The 16,344-nt window shown below is 67.7% G+C and carries 15 protein-coding genes; 8 read left to right on the forward strand and 7 right to left on the reverse strand.

The window, feature by feature from the left end:
- Positions 1 to 214 precede the first annotated feature (214 nt).
- On the forward strand, positions 215 to 556 hold the full coding sequence (locus tag EF834_RS08090; RefSeq protein WP_127946661.1) for an oxidoreductase: 342 nt from the start codon (positions 215 to 217) through the stop codon (positions 554 to 556).
- A 74-nt stretch (positions 557 to 630) separates the two neighbouring features.
- Here the strand turns inward: EF834_RS08090 and EF834_RS08095 are convergent, their stop codons facing one another.
- A complete protein-coding gene (locus EF834_RS08095) occupies positions 631 to 2,157 on the reverse strand; it encodes a leucyl aminopeptidase (protein WP_127946662.1) in 1,527 nt (508 codons plus the stop codon).
- 107 nt (positions 2,158 to 2,264) lie between these two features.
- On the opposite strand from EF834_RS08095, the gene gcvT reads away from it, so the two are divergent.
- Positions 2,265 to 3,365 carry a glycine cleavage system aminomethyltransferase GcvT gene (gene gcvT / locus EF834_RS08100; protein WP_127946663.1) on the forward strand — a complete coding sequence of 367 codons (1,101 nt, stop codon included), beginning with the start codon at positions 2,265 to 2,267 and terminating at the stop codon, positions 3,363 to 3,365.
- Positions 3,366 to 3,415: 50 nt separating this feature from the next.
- Positions 3,416 to 4,552, forward strand: a complete 1,137-nt coding sequence (locus EF834_RS08105) for a branched-chain amino acid aminotransferase (RefSeq protein ID WP_127946664.1) — start codon at positions 3,416 to 3,418, stop codon at positions 4,550 to 4,552.
- 42 nt (positions 4,553 to 4,594) lie between these two features.
- Here EF834_RS08105 and EF834_RS08110 read toward each other — a convergent pair whose 3' ends face one another.
- From EF834_RS08110 to EF834_RS08120, 4 genes are all read right to left on the reverse strand, one after another.
- Positions 4,595 to 5,356 carry an adenosylcobinamide-GDP ribazoletransferase gene (locus EF834_RS08110; protein ID WP_127946665.1) on the reverse strand — a complete coding sequence of 254 codons (762 nt, stop codon included), beginning with the start codon at positions 5,354 to 5,356 and terminating at the stop codon, positions 4,595 to 4,597.
- A 2-nt stretch (positions 5,357 to 5,358) separates the two neighbouring features.
- Positions 5,359 to 6,477 carry a nicotinate-nucleotide--dimethylbenzimidazole phosphoribosyltransferase gene (gene cobT / locus EF834_RS18480; RefSeq protein ID WP_235871040.1) on the reverse strand — a complete coding sequence of 373 codons (1,119 nt, stop codon included), beginning with the start codon at positions 6,475 to 6,477 and terminating at the stop codon, positions 5,359 to 5,361.
- 123 nt (positions 6,478 to 6,600) lie between these two features.
- On the reverse strand, positions 6,601 to 7,167 hold the full coding sequence (locus tag EF834_RS18485) for a bifunctional adenosylcobinamide kinase/adenosylcobinamide-phosphate guanylyltransferase (RefSeq protein WP_268960957.1): 567 nt from the start codon (positions 7,165 to 7,167) through the stop codon (positions 6,601 to 6,603).
- Positions 7,168 to 7,267: 100 nt separating this feature from the next.
- Positions 7,268 to 7,972 (reverse strand): DUF3043 domain-containing protein, encoded by a 705-nt coding sequence (locus EF834_RS08120; RefSeq protein WP_127946666.1) that lies wholly within the window; start codon positions 7,970 to 7,972, stop codon positions 7,268 to 7,270.
- A 107-nt stretch (positions 7,973 to 8,079) separates the two neighbouring features.
- Here EF834_RS08120 and EF834_RS08125 point away from each other — a divergent pair, with 107 nt between their 5' ends.
- From EF834_RS08125 to EF834_RS08135, 3 genes are all read left to right on the forward strand, one after another.
- Positions 8,080 to 9,243: a glycerate kinase family protein gene (locus EF834_RS08125; protein WP_127946667.1), complete on the forward strand. Its 1,164-nt coding sequence runs from the start codon at positions 8,080 to 8,082 to the stop codon at positions 9,241 to 9,243.
- Positions 9,244 to 9,302: 59 nt separating this feature from the next.
- Positions 9,303 to 9,653: a HesB/IscA family protein gene (locus EF834_RS08130; RefSeq protein ID WP_127946668.1), complete on the forward strand. Its 351-nt coding sequence runs from the start codon at positions 9,303 to 9,305 to the stop codon at positions 9,651 to 9,653.
- Positions 9,654 to 9,800: 147 nt separating this feature from the next.
- Positions 9,801 to 10,778 (forward strand): carbohydrate kinase family protein, encoded by a 978-nt coding sequence (locus EF834_RS08135; RefSeq protein WP_127946669.1) that lies wholly within the window; start codon positions 9,801 to 9,803, stop codon positions 10,776 to 10,778.
- 108 nt (positions 10,779 to 10,886) lie between these two features.
- Here the strand turns inward: EF834_RS08135 and asnB are convergent, their stop codons facing one another.
- The gene (gene asnB, locus EF834_RS08140) at positions 10,887 to 12,842 is read right to left on the reverse strand and encodes an asparagine synthase (glutamine-hydrolyzing) (protein ID WP_127946670.1); all 1,956 of its coding nucleotides are present in this window, start codon (positions 12,840 to 12,842) and stop codon (positions 10,887 to 10,889) included.
- Positions 12,843 to 13,154: 312 nt separating this feature from the next.
- On the opposite strand from asnB, the gene ctaC reads away from it, so the two are divergent.
- Positions 13,155 to 14,219, forward strand: a complete 1,065-nt coding sequence (gene ctaC, locus EF834_RS08145) for an aa3-type cytochrome oxidase subunit II (protein ID WP_127946671.1) — start codon at positions 13,155 to 13,157, stop codon at positions 14,217 to 14,219.
- A gap of 35 nt (positions 14,220 to 14,254) precedes the next feature.
- Positions 14,255 to 14,671: a cytochrome c oxidase subunit 4 gene (locus EF834_RS08150; protein WP_127946672.1), complete on the forward strand. Its 417-nt coding sequence runs from the start codon at positions 14,255 to 14,257 to the stop codon at positions 14,669 to 14,671.
- Between the two features lie 134 nt (positions 14,672 to 14,805).
- Here the strand turns inward: EF834_RS08150 and EF834_RS08155 are convergent, their stop codons facing one another.
- A complete protein-coding gene (locus EF834_RS08155; protein WP_127946673.1) occupies positions 14,806 to 16,251 on the reverse strand; it encodes a carotenoid oxygenase family protein in 1,446 nt (481 codons plus the stop codon).
- Positions 16,252 to 16,344: the final 93 nt, after the last annotated feature.

The following is a 16,344-nucleotide window of genomic DNA, read 5'->3' on the forward strand; positions in this document are numbered from 1 at the left end:
GGTGACAATACGACGATTCCGAGGTGCCTCACACCGGTGGTGTGCTGCGCCCCGGAGCCCTCGCGCGTAGCGCTCCGCCCATCCTTTCATTGATGCGCAAACGGCGTGTTGCGCGGGGCGTGTCATCTGCACTTCTCGCCGCCGACGGTGCAGACTGGCAAAATCGGACAGATCGCCCCGCAGTTGGCCTGCGTGGCAGGGAGGAGAAGGTCACGTGGGGCTGTTCGATCGGTTCACTCGCGCCAAAGCGCGAACTGTTTCGTCCGAGATGTCCGATGCGCGTCACCTCGCGGACTGGGCTCGCTCGCGCTACGGGGTAGAGGCGTATGTCGAGCCAGAGACCACGGTGACCGAGCTGACGGTGGTCCTCGTTGCGGCAAACGGGGAGTGGACGCGTCGCAAGGTCGGCGGGGAACGCGGTGCCAGACGGCTAGGCCAGGAACTGCATATCCCGGTCTACGACGTCCGCAAGACCGGCTACCCGCAGCGGATGCGCGACTACGACGCTCGGCAGCGGATCGAGCGCAGGCGCGCCCGCGCCCGCGAGTTCGAGTGACGACGGTGCGGGCAGCGGACCCGAGTCGTCGCGCCGCCCGCCGTTCCCGCCTCTAGCCGTGGCCGACAGTGCCTCTAGCCGTGGCCGGCGATGTCCTCGAGAACCGAGATCATGGTCCGAACCGGGACACCTGTGCCGCCCTTGCCGGTGTAGCCGAACGGCCCGCCGGTATTGAACGCGGGCCCAGCCACGTCGATGTGTGCCCACTGCACGCCGTCTGCGACGAACTCCTTCAGGAAGATCGCTGCCGCGAGCATCCCGCCCGAGCGGTGCGACGTGACGTTGGCCAGGTCCGCGACTCGAGACTTCAGGTCAGCGCGCAACTCGGCAGGCAGGGGCATGGGCCACGCGTTCTCGCCGACGTCCTGTGAGATCGCGGCAACCCTGTCCCGGAACTCGTCGGTGCCCATGACACCAGGCGTGCGATTACCGAGCGCTACCACCTGCGCCCCCGTGAGCGTGGCCGTGTCGATCAGATAATCGGGCGCGTCCTCGCAGGCCCGCACCATCGCGTCGGCGAGGATCAGGCGGCCCTCGGCATCGGTGTTGATGACCTCGACGGTGGTGCCGCCGTACTGGGTGAGGACGTCACCGGGGCGTTGCGCCGTCGCCGAGGGCATGTTCTCCGCCATCGGTACCCACGCGGTGACGTCGACCGGGAGGCCCAGCTTGGCGGCCAGCACGACCGTCGCGACGGCGGCGGCGGCACCACCCATGTCGGAGGTCATGTTCTCCATGCCCGCGGCCGGCTTGATCGAGATGCCGCCGGTGTCGAACGTGATGCCCTTGCCGACCAGGGCGACCTTCTTGACACCGCGACGCTTACCGGCCGAGTACGTCATCTGGACCAGGCGCGGCGGTCGCGACGATCCCTGGCCGACGCCGATGATGCCGCCGTACCCGGCCTTGGTTAGTTCCTTCTCGTCGAGCACCTTGACTGTCAACCCGGCTGCGTTGCCGAGGGCCTTCGCGCGGGCAGCGAACTCGGCGGGGAACAGGTGGCTGGGCGGGGTGTTGACGAGTTCACGGGCGGTGGCGACCGCCTCGGCGATCGCCGCCGACCTTGCCAGCGCGTCCTTGGATGCCTTTGCACGGGGCGATTCGACGAGCAGTTCGACACGAGCGAGCGGTTGTCCGTCGGCGTCCGGCGCGGACTTCGACTTGAACTCGCCGAAATCGTAGGCGCCGAGGTAGAAGCCCTCGGCCGTGGCACCGAGATCCGCATCGGACAGCGTGGTCGCGGCTGTGGCGACACCGGAAAGGGCACGCGCTGCGACACCGGCGGACTTGCGGATCTGCTCTGCGTCGATCTGGTCGGCGGCGCCGAGTCCGACAGCGAGCACGCTCGATACGGGCAACTCGGTGGGGGCCGGGATACGGGTGAGTTCCTCGGCCTTGCCGGTGGCGCCGACCGACTGCAGGTCGTCGAGTAGATCCGCAAGAACCTGTTCGTCCACCCCGGCGCCGACCAGCGCCTCGGGGCCGTCGGAACCGGTAGTCAGACCGATCACGAGAACGTCGACCCGCTTGCCGAGCGAACCGGTGAGTGCCAGTTCGGGGCCCAAGAGGCGGGAGGGGAAAGCGGTTGCGGGCACGAGCATCTCCTGCATGTGGCGGTGGGAGTAGGGAAACGTGATGACCGAAATCCGATGTTAGTGCCCAGAATGCGGTGCGGGGGCGCCGGCGGCGTCGGCTAGCGTTGTCGCCCATGAGCGACGCGCAGCTGCTTCGGGGCCCCATTCATTCCGTCCACGTCGACCTCGGCGCCACATTTGCACCGTTCGGCGGGTGGGAGATGCCGGTTTCGTACGCCGGCACCGTCGCCGAGCACACCGCGGTGCGTGAGTCGGTGGGCGTGTTCGACGTCAGCCACCTCGGCAAGGCACTCGTCAAGGGTGCGGGCGCAGCAGACTTCGTCAACGCGACCCTCACCGCCGATCTCGCCAAGATCGGCCCGGGCCGGGCCCAGTACACGCTGTGCTGTACCGAAGCGGGCGGCGTCGTCGACGATCTGATCGCCTACTACGTGGCCGAGGACGAGGTGTTCCTCGTGCCGAATGCGGCCAACACCGCCGACGTCGTCGCACGTCTGCAGGCCGCCGCGCCGTCGGGGCTCGAGATCACCGATCAGCACCGCGACTTCGGCGTGTTCGCCGTCCAGGGTCCGCGGTCCGTCGAGGTCCTCACAGCGCTGGGTCTGCCCACCGACATCGCCTACATGGCCTTCGTGGACGCCGACTGGAACGGAGTGCCGGTCCGGGTGTGCCGCAGCGGCTACACCGGTGAGCGTGGTTACGAGCTGCTGCCGCGCTGGGCCGACAGTGAGGCGCTCTTCCGGGCGTTGGTCGACGCCGTCCGCGCCCACGGCGGTGAGGTCGCGGGCCTGGGCGCCCGCGACACCCTGCGAACCGAGGCGGGTTACCCGCTGCACGGGCACGAACTGTCGCTCGAAATCTCTCCGCTGCAGGCGCGGTGTGGCTGGGCGATCGGATGGTCCAAACCCCAGTTCTTCGGCCGCGATGCGCTCGTCGCCGAGAAGGAGGCCGGCCCGGCCCGACGTCTGTGGGGGATCAAGGCCCTCGACCGGGGGGTGCTGCGTGAGGGGCAGGCCGTCTCGCGTGACGGTGCCGCGATCGGGGAGACGACGTCGGGCACGTTCTCGCCGACTTTGAAGGTCGGCATAGCGCTTGCCTTGCTCGACACCTCCGCAGACCTGTCGGCCGGCGACGAGATCACCGTCGACGTGCGTGGACGTACCCTTCGGTGCGAGGTCGTCACCCCTCCGTTCGTGCCGGTTCACACCAAGTAACGCTCCATACCTGGCAAGCGGCGAATCTCCGTTCGATAGGATTCCGGCTCATGACAGACGGCCTCGAATTCGTGCTCACCCAGCATCCTTCCCCCGCGACCGACGAGGCGCGGCGCGGGATTCTGGAGTCGCCCGGGTTCGGCCGGTACTTCACCGATCACATGGTCTCGATCATGTACACCGAGGGTCGGGGTTGGCACGACGCCGAGGTTGTGCCGTACGGCCCCCTCGAGCTGGACCCTGCCGCGATGGTGCTGCACTACGGGCAAGCGATCTTCGAGGGCCTCAAGGCGTACCGTCAGCCGGACGGCAGTATCGGGTCGTTCCGTGTCACCGCCAACGCCGAGCGCATGCGCGACTCGGCTCGCCGGCTGGCGATGCCGGAACTGCCCGACGAGCTGTTCGTGGGTTCTATCGAAGCGCTGCTCGAGGTGGACGAGGCGTGGGTTCCCGCTGCCGGCAGCGAAGACGCGTTGTACTTGCGTCCTTTCATGTACGCCAGCGAGGTCGGTCTGGGCATTCGTCCGGCCAAGCAGTACCGCTACCTGCTGATCGCGTCTCCGGCTGGCGCCTACTTCCCGCGCGGGGTCAAGCCCGTGAGTGTGTGGCTGTCGCGCGAGTACGTGCGGGCCGCCCCGGGCGGCACCGGAGCCGCTAAGTTCGCCGGCAACTATGCGGGGTCCCTGCTCGCGCAGGCGGAGGCCGCGAACCATGGCTGCGACCAGGTGGTGTGGCTCGACGCGATCGAGCGCAAGTATGTCGAAGAGATGGGTGCGATGAACCTGTTCTTCATCTTCGGCTCGGGTCCCGAGGCTCGCCTGGTGACGCCTTCGCTGTCCGGATCGCTGCTGCCGGGCATCACCCGGGACTCTCTGGTGACTCTCGCGACCGATGCCGGTTTCGCTGTCGAGGAGCGCAGGATCAGTACCGACGAGTGGACCGAGAAGGCTCTGTCGGGGGAGCTCACCGAGGTGTTCGCGTGCGGCACCGCAGCCGTCATCACCCCAGTCGCCTGGGTCAAATCAGCTGAGGGCGAGTTCACGATCGGCGACGGCGAGCCCGGCAAGATCTCGATGGCACTACGCGACACTCTCACCGGCATCCAGCGCGGCACCTTCGCCGACACCCACGGCTGGATGACCACGCTGCGCCGCTCGCCGGCGCACGACGGACAAGGGGTTGGCTGACGGGCCAGTCGGCCGATGGTCGGGGAACCGGCGGTTCGTCCGTCAGCCTCCGAGCAGGAACCCGACAGCGGTCGCCGCGACCGTGAACTCGACAGCGGCGCCGAGCACGTCGCCGTTGATGCCTTCGAAGCGCCGGACGCAGTGCCGCACCAGTAGCACGGCGCCGGCCAGGGCCACGACCACCACGAGGGGGCCCTGCCACCACCGGTCCGGGACCGCCCACGCGGCGGCGACGACCAATGCCGTGCCCCACATCGCCGCAGCCCACGACGACTGAGAACCTGCCACAAGCGCACCGAACCCGTGTTCACTGGACGCGGGAATCCCACGGCGGCAAGCGAATACGACCGCGACCCGCCCCGCGATGAGGGCGACGGCCACCGCGAACCAGGAGCTGTCGGCCGCCAGTGTTCCGAAGGCCAGAGCTTGGACGCCGATCGTCACGACCAGCGCGATCACCCCGAATGGGCCGGCACTGCCGCTGTGCATGATCTGGCGTGCCCGCTCCGGCGGCCCGTAGCAACCGAGGCCATCGGCGGTGTCGGCGAGACCGTCGATGTGCATGCCGCGGGTGACGAGCGCCAGCGCCCCGACGGTCAGCAGACCCGCGAGTGCCGGTTCGAGACGGCCCCACTGCAGCAGCCAGAGCAAGCCGACCGCGATCGCCCCGAGTACCGCGCCCACCACAGGGGCCGCCGCGATTGCGCGCCGGCCCTCGGGGCGACCGATGTCGCGCGGGCCACGAACCGGCAGCACCGTCAACCAGGACAGGGCCAGTGCCAACCCGGTGACTGTGCTCCGCACGATCAGTCCGATCCCGTCCCGGCGTCCACGCCGGTGTTGTCTCCGGCGTCCACGCCGGTGTTCTCACTCACGCCGGCCTGGGCGAACGTAGCCATGTGCGCCAGTGTTGCCACGGCGCCCTGGAGCACCGGCAGGGCCGTGACCGCGCCTGTGCCCTCGCCGAGTCGCATGTTCAATTCGAGGATCGGATCGAGACCGAGGTGCCGCAGGGCGATCGTATGAGCCGGTTCGGTGGAGCGGTGCCCGGCGACCCACCATTCGCGGGCACCGGGGGCGACTTCCTCGGCGATGAGCGCAGCGGCGGTGACGACGAGACCGTCGAGGATCACCGGAGTGCGGCGGACGGCAGCCTGCGCGAGGAACCCGGCCATCGCGGCCAGGTCGGCTCCCGAGACGGTCCGGAGCAACCCGACAGCGTCGCGGGTGTAAGAGCGCGCACGCCGCAGCCCGTCGCGGATAGCGGCCGTTTTCAGCATCCATCCGGCGTCGTCGATGCCTGTGCCGCGTCCGACGGCCGCGACCGGTTCGGTGTCGGTGATCGCGGCGATCAGGATCGCGGCAGGCGTCGTGTTGCCGATGCCCATGTCCCCGGCGATGAGCAGGTCGGCACCGGAGTCGACCTCCTCGTCGGCAATCGCGCGGCCGGCCGCGATCGCGCGCAGGGTTTCCTCGTCGGTCATCGCGTCCTCGCGGTCGATCGACCCCGACGACCTGCGCACCTTGTACGCCGAGACCGACGGATCGGTGTCCGCATCGACCGCCATGTCGAGCACGCGCACACCGGCACCGGCGTTGTCGGCGAGCACGTTGATCGCCGCCCCGCCGGCGCGAATGTTCGCGACCATCTGGGCGGTCACCTCGGGTGGGTACGCCGATACCCCGCCCTGCGCGATGCCGTGGTCGCCGGCGAACACGATCACTCGGGGTCGCTGGAACACCCGGGGTGGGCACACGCCCTGGCAGGAGGCCACCCACACGGACAACTCCTCGAGGCGGCCCAGTGAACCGGACGGCTTGGTCAGCTGTAGCTGTCGGGTCTGTGCCTGGGCTCGGATCTCGGGGTCCGGCGGAGCGGGCGGTTCGAAGTCGGGAGCCGGCGGAATCACGGATTCGCTTGTCACGCTTGGGCCTTTCATTCTCGGCGGCCTTTCATTATCAACTTCGACCACTGTCGGCTTCGATCCTGTCAGCTTCGATAACTGTCGGCTTCGATAACTGTCGGCTTCGATAACTGTCGGCTTCGATCACTTGAGCGTCAAGGCGATACCGGCGACGACGAGGAGCACGTCGTCGCACACGGAGGCAAGGCGGGAATTGAGCGCGCCGATCTCGTCGCGGAACAGTCGACCCGATCGGGTTTGGGGGATCACGCCCATGCCGACCTCGGGGCTGACCAGCAGCAACCGACCGTCGAAGCCGGACACCGCGGCGACGAGTGCATCGATGCGTGCAGCGATCGCGCCGCGCGGGGCCTCCCAGGCCGAGGCGTCGTCGAGTTCGCAGGTCAGCCACGTGCCGAGGTCGTCGACGAGCGTCGGCGGGTGGGGACCGGGTGCGGCGAGCATGTCGACGAGGCTCCCGTCGGCGCCGAGCTCGACCGTCGCCCACGACGCCGGTCGCCTGCGGCGGTGCAGATCGATCCGAGCGGACCAGTCGTCGTCACCCGGATCGTGGCGAGCCGTCGCCACGTACCGGACCGCGGCGTCTTCGTCGAGATCGGCGAGCATTCCCTCGGCCCGAGCCGACTTCCCGGATCGGGCGCCGCCGAGCACGAGTGTGCGGCGCGAGGAAAGCGAATCGGGGGAGGGCACGAGGGTAGACGCTACCAACCGTGTCGGGCCGGTCCCGGCAGTGCGCGAACCCGTCCTGCGAGAATCCGGGGTGCGAGGACCGGTCCGAAGCGCAGATGCTTCAGACGGCGTCGCCGGGGCCGACGCGCGGCTTGGGTGCGCGCATCTTTCGGATCTGCGACGCCCGGACGAACGCGTACCAGCCGAGGCGGAAACCACCGTCGGTGCTGTCCGGGAAGCGTTCGCGGACTCGGTTGTTGATCATTCGGCCGAGGAAGTAGCCCTCGCCCGCCATGAACAGCATCATGACGAGCATGCCGAGGGTGACGTAGTTCTGGATCACGGGATTCAGGAACAGTGCCATGATCAGGATCAGGGCGAGCGGCATGAACAGCCCGACCAGGTTGCGGCGGCTGTCGACGAGATCGCGTGCGAACGCGCGGACCGGGCCCTTGTCCCGAGGGAGCAGGTACTTGTCCTCGCCGGCGAGCATCCGGGCGCGACGGTCGGCCGACTCCGCGCGACGCCGGGCGGCGGCGGCTTTGCGCTCCTCCTTGTTGCCGCGAGTGGCCTTGCGGCGGGCGCGGGCCTCCTTGGCCGTGAGCGGTGCCGGCGCAACCGGGCCGCGGCGCTTGGCCGTGGCCTCGCGGCGCTTGGGGGTGGGACGGCCCTTGCCCGGCGTCGACGCTCCAGCGGTCTCGTCCGCCCCGGATGTCTCGGACGGCTCCGACGTCTCGGACGTCTCGGACGTCACAGCGGTCGACTCGACGACCTCCGCGTCACGCTTATCGGAATTGTCGGAGTCGCCTCGGCGTAGCAGCTTCACGTCACCAGGTTATTGGATGACCGTCCTCCTGGCGAAAGTGACTGTGGCCGACGCCTCAGGACGACCGATGAAACGCCGAGGTCGGGCGGTCGCCATACACTGCGCTGATGCGCGTGCTGATCGCCCCCGACTCGTTTGGCGAGACCCTCACTGCGGTACAGGCCGCCGCCGCGATGGCCGCCGGCTGGTCGGCGTCGCGCCCGGGTGATGACGTCGTCCTCGCGCCGCAGTCCGACGGGGGTCCGGGCTTCGTCGATGTGATCGCCGGCACCGTCAGTGGTCTCGATTCGGTTGGTCTCGATTCGGTTGGCCTCGATTCGGCTGGTGCCCGGACGACCGGAGTCCGCACGGCGCACGTCGATGGACCGCTGGATCGTTCCACCGACGCCCGATGGGTTCTCACCGACGGCGTCGCGTACATCGAGTCGGCACAGGCCGTCGGGCTTGCGCTGCTCGACGGGCCGCCGACCCCGGAGACCGCACTGCACGCCCATAGCAGAGGCGTGGGGCAACTGGTGGCCGCCGCAATCGATGCGGGGGCTCGGCGGATCGTCGTCGGACTCGGCGGCAGCTGCTGCACCGACGGCGGACGCGGCATGGTGACGGCGCTCGGCGGTCTCGATCACGCCCGGCAGCGGCTCGACGGGATCGACGTCGTCGCAGCCACCGACGTCGAGCACCCACTGCTCGGCGAGCACGGCGCCGCGCGGGTCTTCGGACCGCAGAAGGGCGCCGACGATGCCACGATCGGGATCCTCGAACAACGCAACGCCGAATGGGCGGACGAACTCCGCGAAGCGTGCGGCCGTGACGTCGACGATCTGCCCGGTGCGGGCGCGGCCGGCGGGATCGGTGCCGCACTGTTCGCACTCGGCGCTGTCAGGGAGTCGGGAGCAGCGGTCGTCGCCCGGTGCACCGACCAGGCCCACCAGGTGGCGGCCGCGGACGTCGTGCTCACCGGCGAGGGGAAGTTCGACCATCAGTCCTTGCGCGGCAAGCTCGTCACCTCACTCGCCCGGACGGCGGCGTCGGCCGGAGTGCCGGCCGTCGTGATAGCCGGTCAGATCGCCGTCGACGACGCGGCGGTCCGGGCGGTCGGTCTCGCGGCGGCGTTCTCGGTCACGGATTTCGCTGGATCCGTCGAGAGGGCGATGACCGAGGCGGCCGACCGCCTCGAAGCGCTGACCTCGAGGGTCGCGGAGGATTGGGAGAGGGTGGCGGGGTCGGCCGAGGTCGGGCGGGTACAAGAGGAGCCGGGACAAGAGGAATAAGGGGGCACGGAGTACCGTTGAAGCGGTCACGGGTTTGATACGAGCGACAGGGAGAGCCGATGACTGTGCAGAACGAGACCGCCACGCACGGCGTCACGATGACCGAGGCCGCGTCTGCCAAGGCGAAGGCGCTGCTCGATCAGGAGGGGCGCGACGATCTCGCGCTGCGTATTGCCGTGCAGCCCGGTGGTTGCGCGGGTCTGCGCTATCAGCTGTTCTTCGACGATCGCACGCTCGACGGTGACCTCGTCGTCGAGTTCGGGGGTGTCAGCCTCACCGTCGATCGGATGAGTGCTCCGTATGTCGACGGCGCCTCCATCGACTTCGTCGACTCCATCGAGAAGCAGGGCTTCACGATCGACAACCCGAATGCGACCGGATCCTGCGCCTGCGGCGATTCCTTCAACTGAGTCCCATACGGCCCCATCGATGCTCCTGACGCGGAGTCCGCTACACCGGCGGGCTCCGCGTCGGGCTGTATTCCGCCGGGACGCAGCTTCCGGCGCCATCCGAGACCAGTACTGCCACCAGAGACCAGAGCTGAAAGGCACACTCGCGTGACCATAGCGGTAACCGGTTCCATCGCCACCGACCATCTGATGCGGTTTCCGGGCCGCTTTGCCGAGCAGTTGCTCGCCGACCAGCTCGCGCACATCTCGCTGAGCTTTCTCGTCGACGACCTTGTGATCCGCCGCGGTGGCGTCGGCGGCAACATCTCCTACGCGATGGGCGTGCTGGGCGGTTCGCCGCTGTTGGTCGGCGCGGTCGGTGCCGACTTCGCCGACTACCGGACATGGCTGGAATCGAACGGCGTGGACTGCAGCGCGGTGCTCATTTCCGATGACGCGCACACCGCCCGGTTCGTGTGCACCACCGATGAGGACATGGCGCAGATCGCCTCGTTCTATCCGGGCGCCATGAGCGAAGCTCGCGACATCGAACTCGCGGCAGTTGCGAAGACCGTCGGTGGCCTGGACCTGGTGCTGATCGGTGCCAACGATCCCGAGGCCATGCTCCGCCACACCGACGAGTGCCGTCTGCTCGGCATCCCGTTCGCGGCCGACCCGTCCCAGCAGCTCGCGCGACTGTCCGGCGACGATGCCAAGCGGCTGATCGAGGGTGCGACGTACCTGTTCACCAACGAGTACGAGTGGGGTCTGCTTCAGCAGAAGACCAGGCTCTCGGAGGAAGAGATCCGGGCGCAGGTCGGGATGCGGGTCACCACCCTCGGTTCGAAGGGGGTCGAGATCGTCGACGCCGACGGCAACTGGGTCCGTGTCGGCGTGGTGCCCGAGCGCGGCAAGGTCGATCCCACAGGCGTCGGCGACGCCTTCCGCGCCGGGTTCCTGCTCGCGCATTCCGCTGGACTGAGCGCGGAACGCTCCGCTCAGCTCGGATCGCTCGTTGCCGTCTACGTCCTGGAGACGGTCGGTACCCAGGAGTGGACCTTCGATCGGGACGACGCGGTCAAGCGACTGACCGAGGCCTACGGCAGGGATTCAGCCGACGAGATAGCAGCGCTGCTGCTGTCGTAGACGGCGGACGGATCCTCTGGATCTCTGGGTCGAGCCCAGATCCTTGGTCGAGCCCCCATTCCTCGTCGGGGAGGTATGGGGCGAAATCGTAGGCGGGACGGTCGCCCGTCAGAGACTGACGGGGTAGAGCGGCTCCTCGATCTGCGGAACGATGCGCTGTTCGACGAAGATGCCGTGCCAGACCATGAATGTCAGGATCGTCCACAGTCGGCGGCTGTGATCCGACGAACCGGCGCGGTGCTCGGTGAGCATCCGGGCGACTGCTGCCTTGTCGAAGATGTGGTCGGTGCCGGACTCCGCGATCTGCTGGTGTGCCCAGTCGAACAACTCGGTTCCGCTGAGCCAGTGCCGCAGCGGCACCGGAAAGCCCAGCTTCGCGCGGTGCAGCACATGCGGTGGCACGATGTCTTCGAGCGCTCGCCGTAGTGCGTACTTGGTGGTCGACGGCGCGGACGCTGCCCCCCTCGTTCGGCCGGTCGTGATCTTCTGGTCCAGTGGCACCCGGGATGCGACCGCGAACACTTCCGGGTCGAGAAACGGGACGCGCAGTTCGAGCGAGTTCGCCATCGTCATCTTGTCGGCCTTGACGAGGATGTCACCGCGCAGCCACGTGAAAAGGTCCAGGTGCTGCATGCGTGCCACGGGATCCCAGTCGCGGGACCGCGCGTAGATCGGAGCCGTCACGTCCTGGTGTGTCCACTCGGGCCGGAAGTCCCGTAAGACTGCCCGCAACTGGGCGTCGCTGAAGCTGCGTGCATTGCCGTAGTACCGCTCCTCGAGGGTCATCGAGCCGCGATGGAGCAGGCTCTTGCCGCGCGTTCCCTCGGGGATCCGGTCGGACAGCTTGCCGGCCGCGCGACGCAACATCGCCGGCAGGTAGTCGAACGGGCGGAGCGAGAGCGGCTCGCGATAGATCGTGTAGCCGCCGAACAGTTCGTCGGCGCCCTCACCGGAGAGCACCACTTTGACGTGCTTACGGGCCTCTTTCGCGACGAACCACAGCGGGACCAGTGCCGGGTCGGCAACAGGGTCGTCGAGATACCAGACGATCTCGGGAATGGCGGCCGCGAACTCGGCCGGGCTGACGACCTTGACGACATGCCGGGCCCCGATCGCTGCCGCGGACTCGGCCGCGACGTCGACCTCGGAGTAGCCCTTGCGTTCGAAGCCGGTCGTGAACGTGATCAGGTTCGGGTTGTGCCGCATGGCGAGCGCCGCTATTGCCGTCGAGTCGATGCCGCCCGACAGGAACGAGCCCACGGTGACGTCTGCCCGCATGTGCTTGGCGACCGAGTCCTCGAGCGCTTCCGTGATCTCGCGGTAGCGGGACTGTTCGGAACCGGGAGCGAAGGGCGCGGCCGGGAAGGTCGGTGTGAAGTATCGGGTGACCTCGGGCGCCTTCCCCGGCTCCAGACGTGCATAGCACCCCGATTCGAGGCGTCGGATCCGCGCGTGCAGCGTCTCGGGCTCCGGCACGTACTGCAGGACCGTGTAGTGCTCGATCGCCCGCGGATCGAGTTCGGTGTCAAGACCGATGACATCGGCTAGTTCGAGCAGGCTCTTCTTCTCGCTGCCGAATGCGGTGCCGTTCGTTCCCGTCGCCATGAACAGCGGCTTGATGCCGAACGGGTCGCGTGCCAGGAACAGCTCACTGGTCTCGGTGTCCCACACCGCGAACGCGAACATGCCGCGCAGCCGGCGGACCGCGTCGGCGCCCCAGTAGTGGTACGCAGCGACGATCGCTTCGCTGTCGCCCTCGGTATGGAACTCGGCGCCGTGATCCTTCGCCAGCTCGGCGCGAACCTCCAGGTAGTTGTAGATCTCGCCGTTGAAGGTCAGCGCGTAGCGCCCGGGGTTCTCCGGCGGGCCCCAGCGCAACGGCTGGTGCGAGTGCTCGAGGTCGATGATCGACAACCTGTTGAAACCGAGGATCAGATCGTCGTCGTGCCAGGTCCCGTGCTCGTCAGGGCCACGATGGCGCAGGCAGTGCATGGCCGAGTCGACGCGCGTGACTGCTTCGTCGCCGGTACCGTCCGTGGTGAGTAGTCCGAGCAGTCCGCACACAGCGTCGAGTCCCTCGATTCAGAGTCGTTTGTCGGTCGTAAGTCGGGTGGTTTGTCGATCCCGGTCCGGCGGCTCCGGAGAGCGCCGAAATGCCCGAGGGAAGTATGCCGCAGTTTTCGTTAGGGACGGGTCGGAGGTGTTGGCGCCTCAGCTGAATCCCAGGTCGTGCCCGTACGGTCGATGGGCTTTGGTCCCGACTGCAGCGCCGTCTCCGACCCGAGAGTGGAGGTTGGGCACTGTTGGTCTACGCTGCGTAGTAATTGGGCCTTCCCGTCGGGTGTGCCCTAGTGGAATTGCGGCGATCAGGAAGGCGTGAACGTGGCGCAAGGTCGGATCCTTCGGCGAGCCGGGCTGGCAGCATCTCTGGGTACAGCTGCCGTGCTGCTGTCGGGTTGCTCAATCGACAATTCGGTGCTTCGCTTCGGGTGGCCATCAGGGGTTACTCCACAGGCCGAGCGTATGCGCGAACTGTGGACGTGGTCGGTCATCGCGGCCCTCGTCATGGGTGTCATCGTGTGGGGCCTCACCTTCTGGGTGGTCGTTTTCCACCGCAAGAAGAAGGACTCGCCGGAGTTCCCGCGTCAGACGGCATACAACGTGCCGCTGGAACTGTTCTATACGGCCGTTCCATTCGTGATCATCGCCGTTCTCTTCTACTTCACCGTGGTTGTCCAGAACTACGTTTCGGAGAAGGAGGACAACCCGAACGTCGTTGTCGACGTCACTGCCTACCAGTGGAACTGGAAGTTCGGCTACCGCACCATCGACATGGGTGACGGCACCACGAGGTACGAGGGCATCGACGAGGCCGCCACCGCCGCCGCGCTCGCTGCATCGACGCCCGAGGGCGTGGACGAGGAGGGGCGGGAGATCGTCGGCCCGATCCACGGCAAGATCCCGCAGGATCTGTCCTACCTGCGCTACGACAAGATCGAGACCGTCGGTTCGAGCAACGAGATTCCGATCCTCGTCCTGCCGACCAACCGGAGCATCCAGTTCGAGCTTGCTTCCGCCGATGTCATCCACTCGTTCTGGGTCCCGGAGTTCCTGTTCAAGCGTGACGTGCTCCCGAACCCCAAGGAGAACCACTCGGACAACGTCTTCCAGATCAGCGAGATCGAGAGGGAGGGTGCGTTCGTGGGCCGCTGCGCGGAGATGTGCGGCACCTTCCACTCGATGATGAACTTCGAGGTCCGTGCCGTGACGCCGGACAAGTTCATGCAGTACATCGAGGCTCGCAAGTCCGTCGAGGAAGGCGGGCAGGGTCTGAGCACCGCTGAGGCGCTGGCGTCGATCGGTGAATCTCCCACCGCCACCTCGACCTCGCCGTTCAACACCGACCGCACTGCGCGCGAGGCATCGGCCACCGGCAACTGACCGCCCGAGCGCCCTGACCAAGGACAAGAACTGATATGAAGATCGAAGCCAAGCTCTTCGAGATCCTGACGGTGTTCTTCATTCTCGTCGCGATCGTTTACGGTGTCTTCACCGCTTACTCGCGCACCGGAATCGAATGGGCCGGCCTCACCGCGATCGTCCTGTCGGCTGGTCTGAGCCTGATCGTCGGAACATACTTCCGGTTCGTAGCGCGTCGCCTCGACGTTCGTCCGGAGGACTACGAGGAGGCAGAGGTTTCCGATGGCTCGGGCGATCTGGGCTTCTTCAGCCCGGGTAGCTTCTGGCCCATCCTGCTGGCCGGTGCCGCCGCTATCGCTGCGCTCTCGCTGGCCTTCTTCCAGGCATGGATGATCGTCGCTGCGGTGGTCCTGGTGCTCGCCGCTGCGGCCGGCCTGGTTTTCGAGTACCACATCGGACCCGAGAAGCACTAGCACTCACCCAGTTCGAGGCCGATGGCGCCGGACCCTCACCGGGTTCGGCGCCATCGGCCTTTCTGGACATCACCGGGACTCGCGTCGATCTGCCTCCGCTGCCCGGCGCGGTCTCGGCTGCCCGGCGGTCTCGGCTACCCCGTGTGGTCCGGTAACCAGTTGCCGTGGAAGCCTGCCGGAACGCGCTGCGGCAACGCGATGGACGCCTGATCCTCCAGGGTCTGGGCGTCCAAGATGCGTAGCTCCGTCGAGTTCGCCGCAAGATCCGACACCAGGCCCATCACTACGCCGTGGCCCTCCGGGCTGTCCGGTGACTCCGGGTGGAAGACGAACTCGCCCACCGCCGATTGTGGCCCGAAATCGCGCATCGCGACGGTTCCCCGGGTCCGGTCGGAGCGGATCAGCTGATGTTCGCCGGAGAGGTCGTCGGAGCCCGCGACCAGCCAGCAGTCGTGGTGGAGTGCGGTGGTGTGGCGCTCGTCGAAGCGGGGAAACTCGACGTGCTCGTCTCCCAGTCGGGTTCGTCTGACGCGGTTGCTGACCTGGGGTTCGAGCTCCCATCGCTCCAAGCGAGGCCGACCCTCGGAAGGACCTGTCACGTCCTCGTCGAACACCCGCTCGTGCACGACGAGGTCCACGGTCACTCTGCCGTCGGCGCTGGTCGCGTTGACGGGGTGAAACACGTAGCACGGTTCGACATCCAGCCACAGCGGGGTCGGGTCCCCGTGACGTGGGATCAGCCCGACCCGGGCGGGATAGTTCTCGTCCCACCGGTACGGAAAGCTGCCGGCCCGGGTCCGGGGGAGGCGGTTCAGGAGCGGTCGGGGCATCCTCACCCGCCCGATCGTGGCGCTGAGTGCCAGCGCGGCGAGGGGACGCAGCGGCCGCGCCACGTTGGCGGTGACGGCGCTGCGGACGTCGAACGTCACTGGCAGGTCGTAGACCACCACGTAGTCACGGGTGAGGGAGAACGCGTGCATCATCGGACTGCCACCGACCCGAATCGGTACCCGCCGGCGCAGACGGCCGTCCGGGCCAACGACCGTGTAGAGGACGGTGTCACCCCTGCCGAAGTGGTACGAGATGGCATGGAGCTCACCGGTGTCCGGGTCCTCGATGGGATGTGCGGTGTAGCCACCACGAACAGTGCCGTCGAAGTCGCCGACGTCGACCGTGTCGAGTTCGTACGAGAGTTCGGCGCACGCCACCCCAGCTTCGACCAACGCGAGCGTCCTGCCGGCGAAGCCGATGACGTTCGTGTTCGCAGAGGGGCCGTGGAGCGGTGACCGTCCCCGTTCCGGGGGCGCGGAGCGGTGCAGGGCAGCCGACGTCACCTCCGAGTCGACCCAGGGGTTGCGGTACCACAAGGCGCGTCCGCCGCTGAGGCGGACGCCGTGCACCATGCCGTCGCCGGTGAACCAGTTGTACTCGTCCGGGCGCACGTCAGCGACCGGGTTGGGGCCGTTGCGGAGATAGCGGCCGTGCAGCCATTCGGGAATCGTGCCGCGCGTCGGCAGATTTAGCTCGGTGACCTCGGCGCGGACCGGCGCGTAGCGTTCATCGACGTAACTCGTCGCCATCAGAGCCCCCTGGGATCGCGTCGTCGACCGCGAGAGTAGGGGTTTCCGGTGCCGGTTTGGGCGGTTTTGGTCGGATCGTCGCAGAGGAGAGTC

It is taken from the genome of Rhodococcus spongiicola (assembly GCF_004011835.1).
Taxonomy (GTDB): Bacteria; Actinomycetota; Actinomycetes; order Mycobacteriales; family Mycobacteriaceae; genus Prescottella; species Prescottella spongiicola.

Excerpts from the sequence above, each read along its gene's own strand:
- EF834_RS08095 (WP_127946662.1), bottom strand. The coding sequence starts at position 2,157 with ATGCTCGTGCCCGCAACCGCTTTCCCCTCCCGCCTCTTGGGCCCCGAA.
- gcvT (WP_127946663.1), top strand. The coding sequence starts at position 2,265 with ATGAGCGACGCGCAGCTGCTTCGGGGCCCCATTCATTCCGTCCACGTC.
- EF834_RS08105 (WP_127946664.1), top strand. The coding sequence starts at position 3,416 with ATGACAGACGGCCTCGAATTCGTGCTCACCCAGCATCCTTCCCCCGCG.
- EF834_RS08125 (WP_127946667.1), top strand. The coding sequence starts at position 8,080 with ATGCGCGTGCTGATCGCCCCCGACTCGTTTGGCGAGACCCTCACTGCG.
- EF834_RS08130 (WP_127946668.1), top strand. The coding sequence starts at position 9,303 with ATGACTGTGCAGAACGAGACCGCCACGCACGGCGTCACGATGACCGAG.
- EF834_RS08150 (WP_127946672.1), top strand. The coding sequence starts at position 14,255 with ATGAAGATCGAAGCCAAGCTCTTCGAGATCCTGACGGTGTTCTTCATT.
- EF834_RS08155 (WP_127946673.1), bottom strand. The coding sequence starts at position 16,251 with ATGGCGACGAGTTACGTCGATGAACGCTACGCGCCGGTCCGCGCCGAG.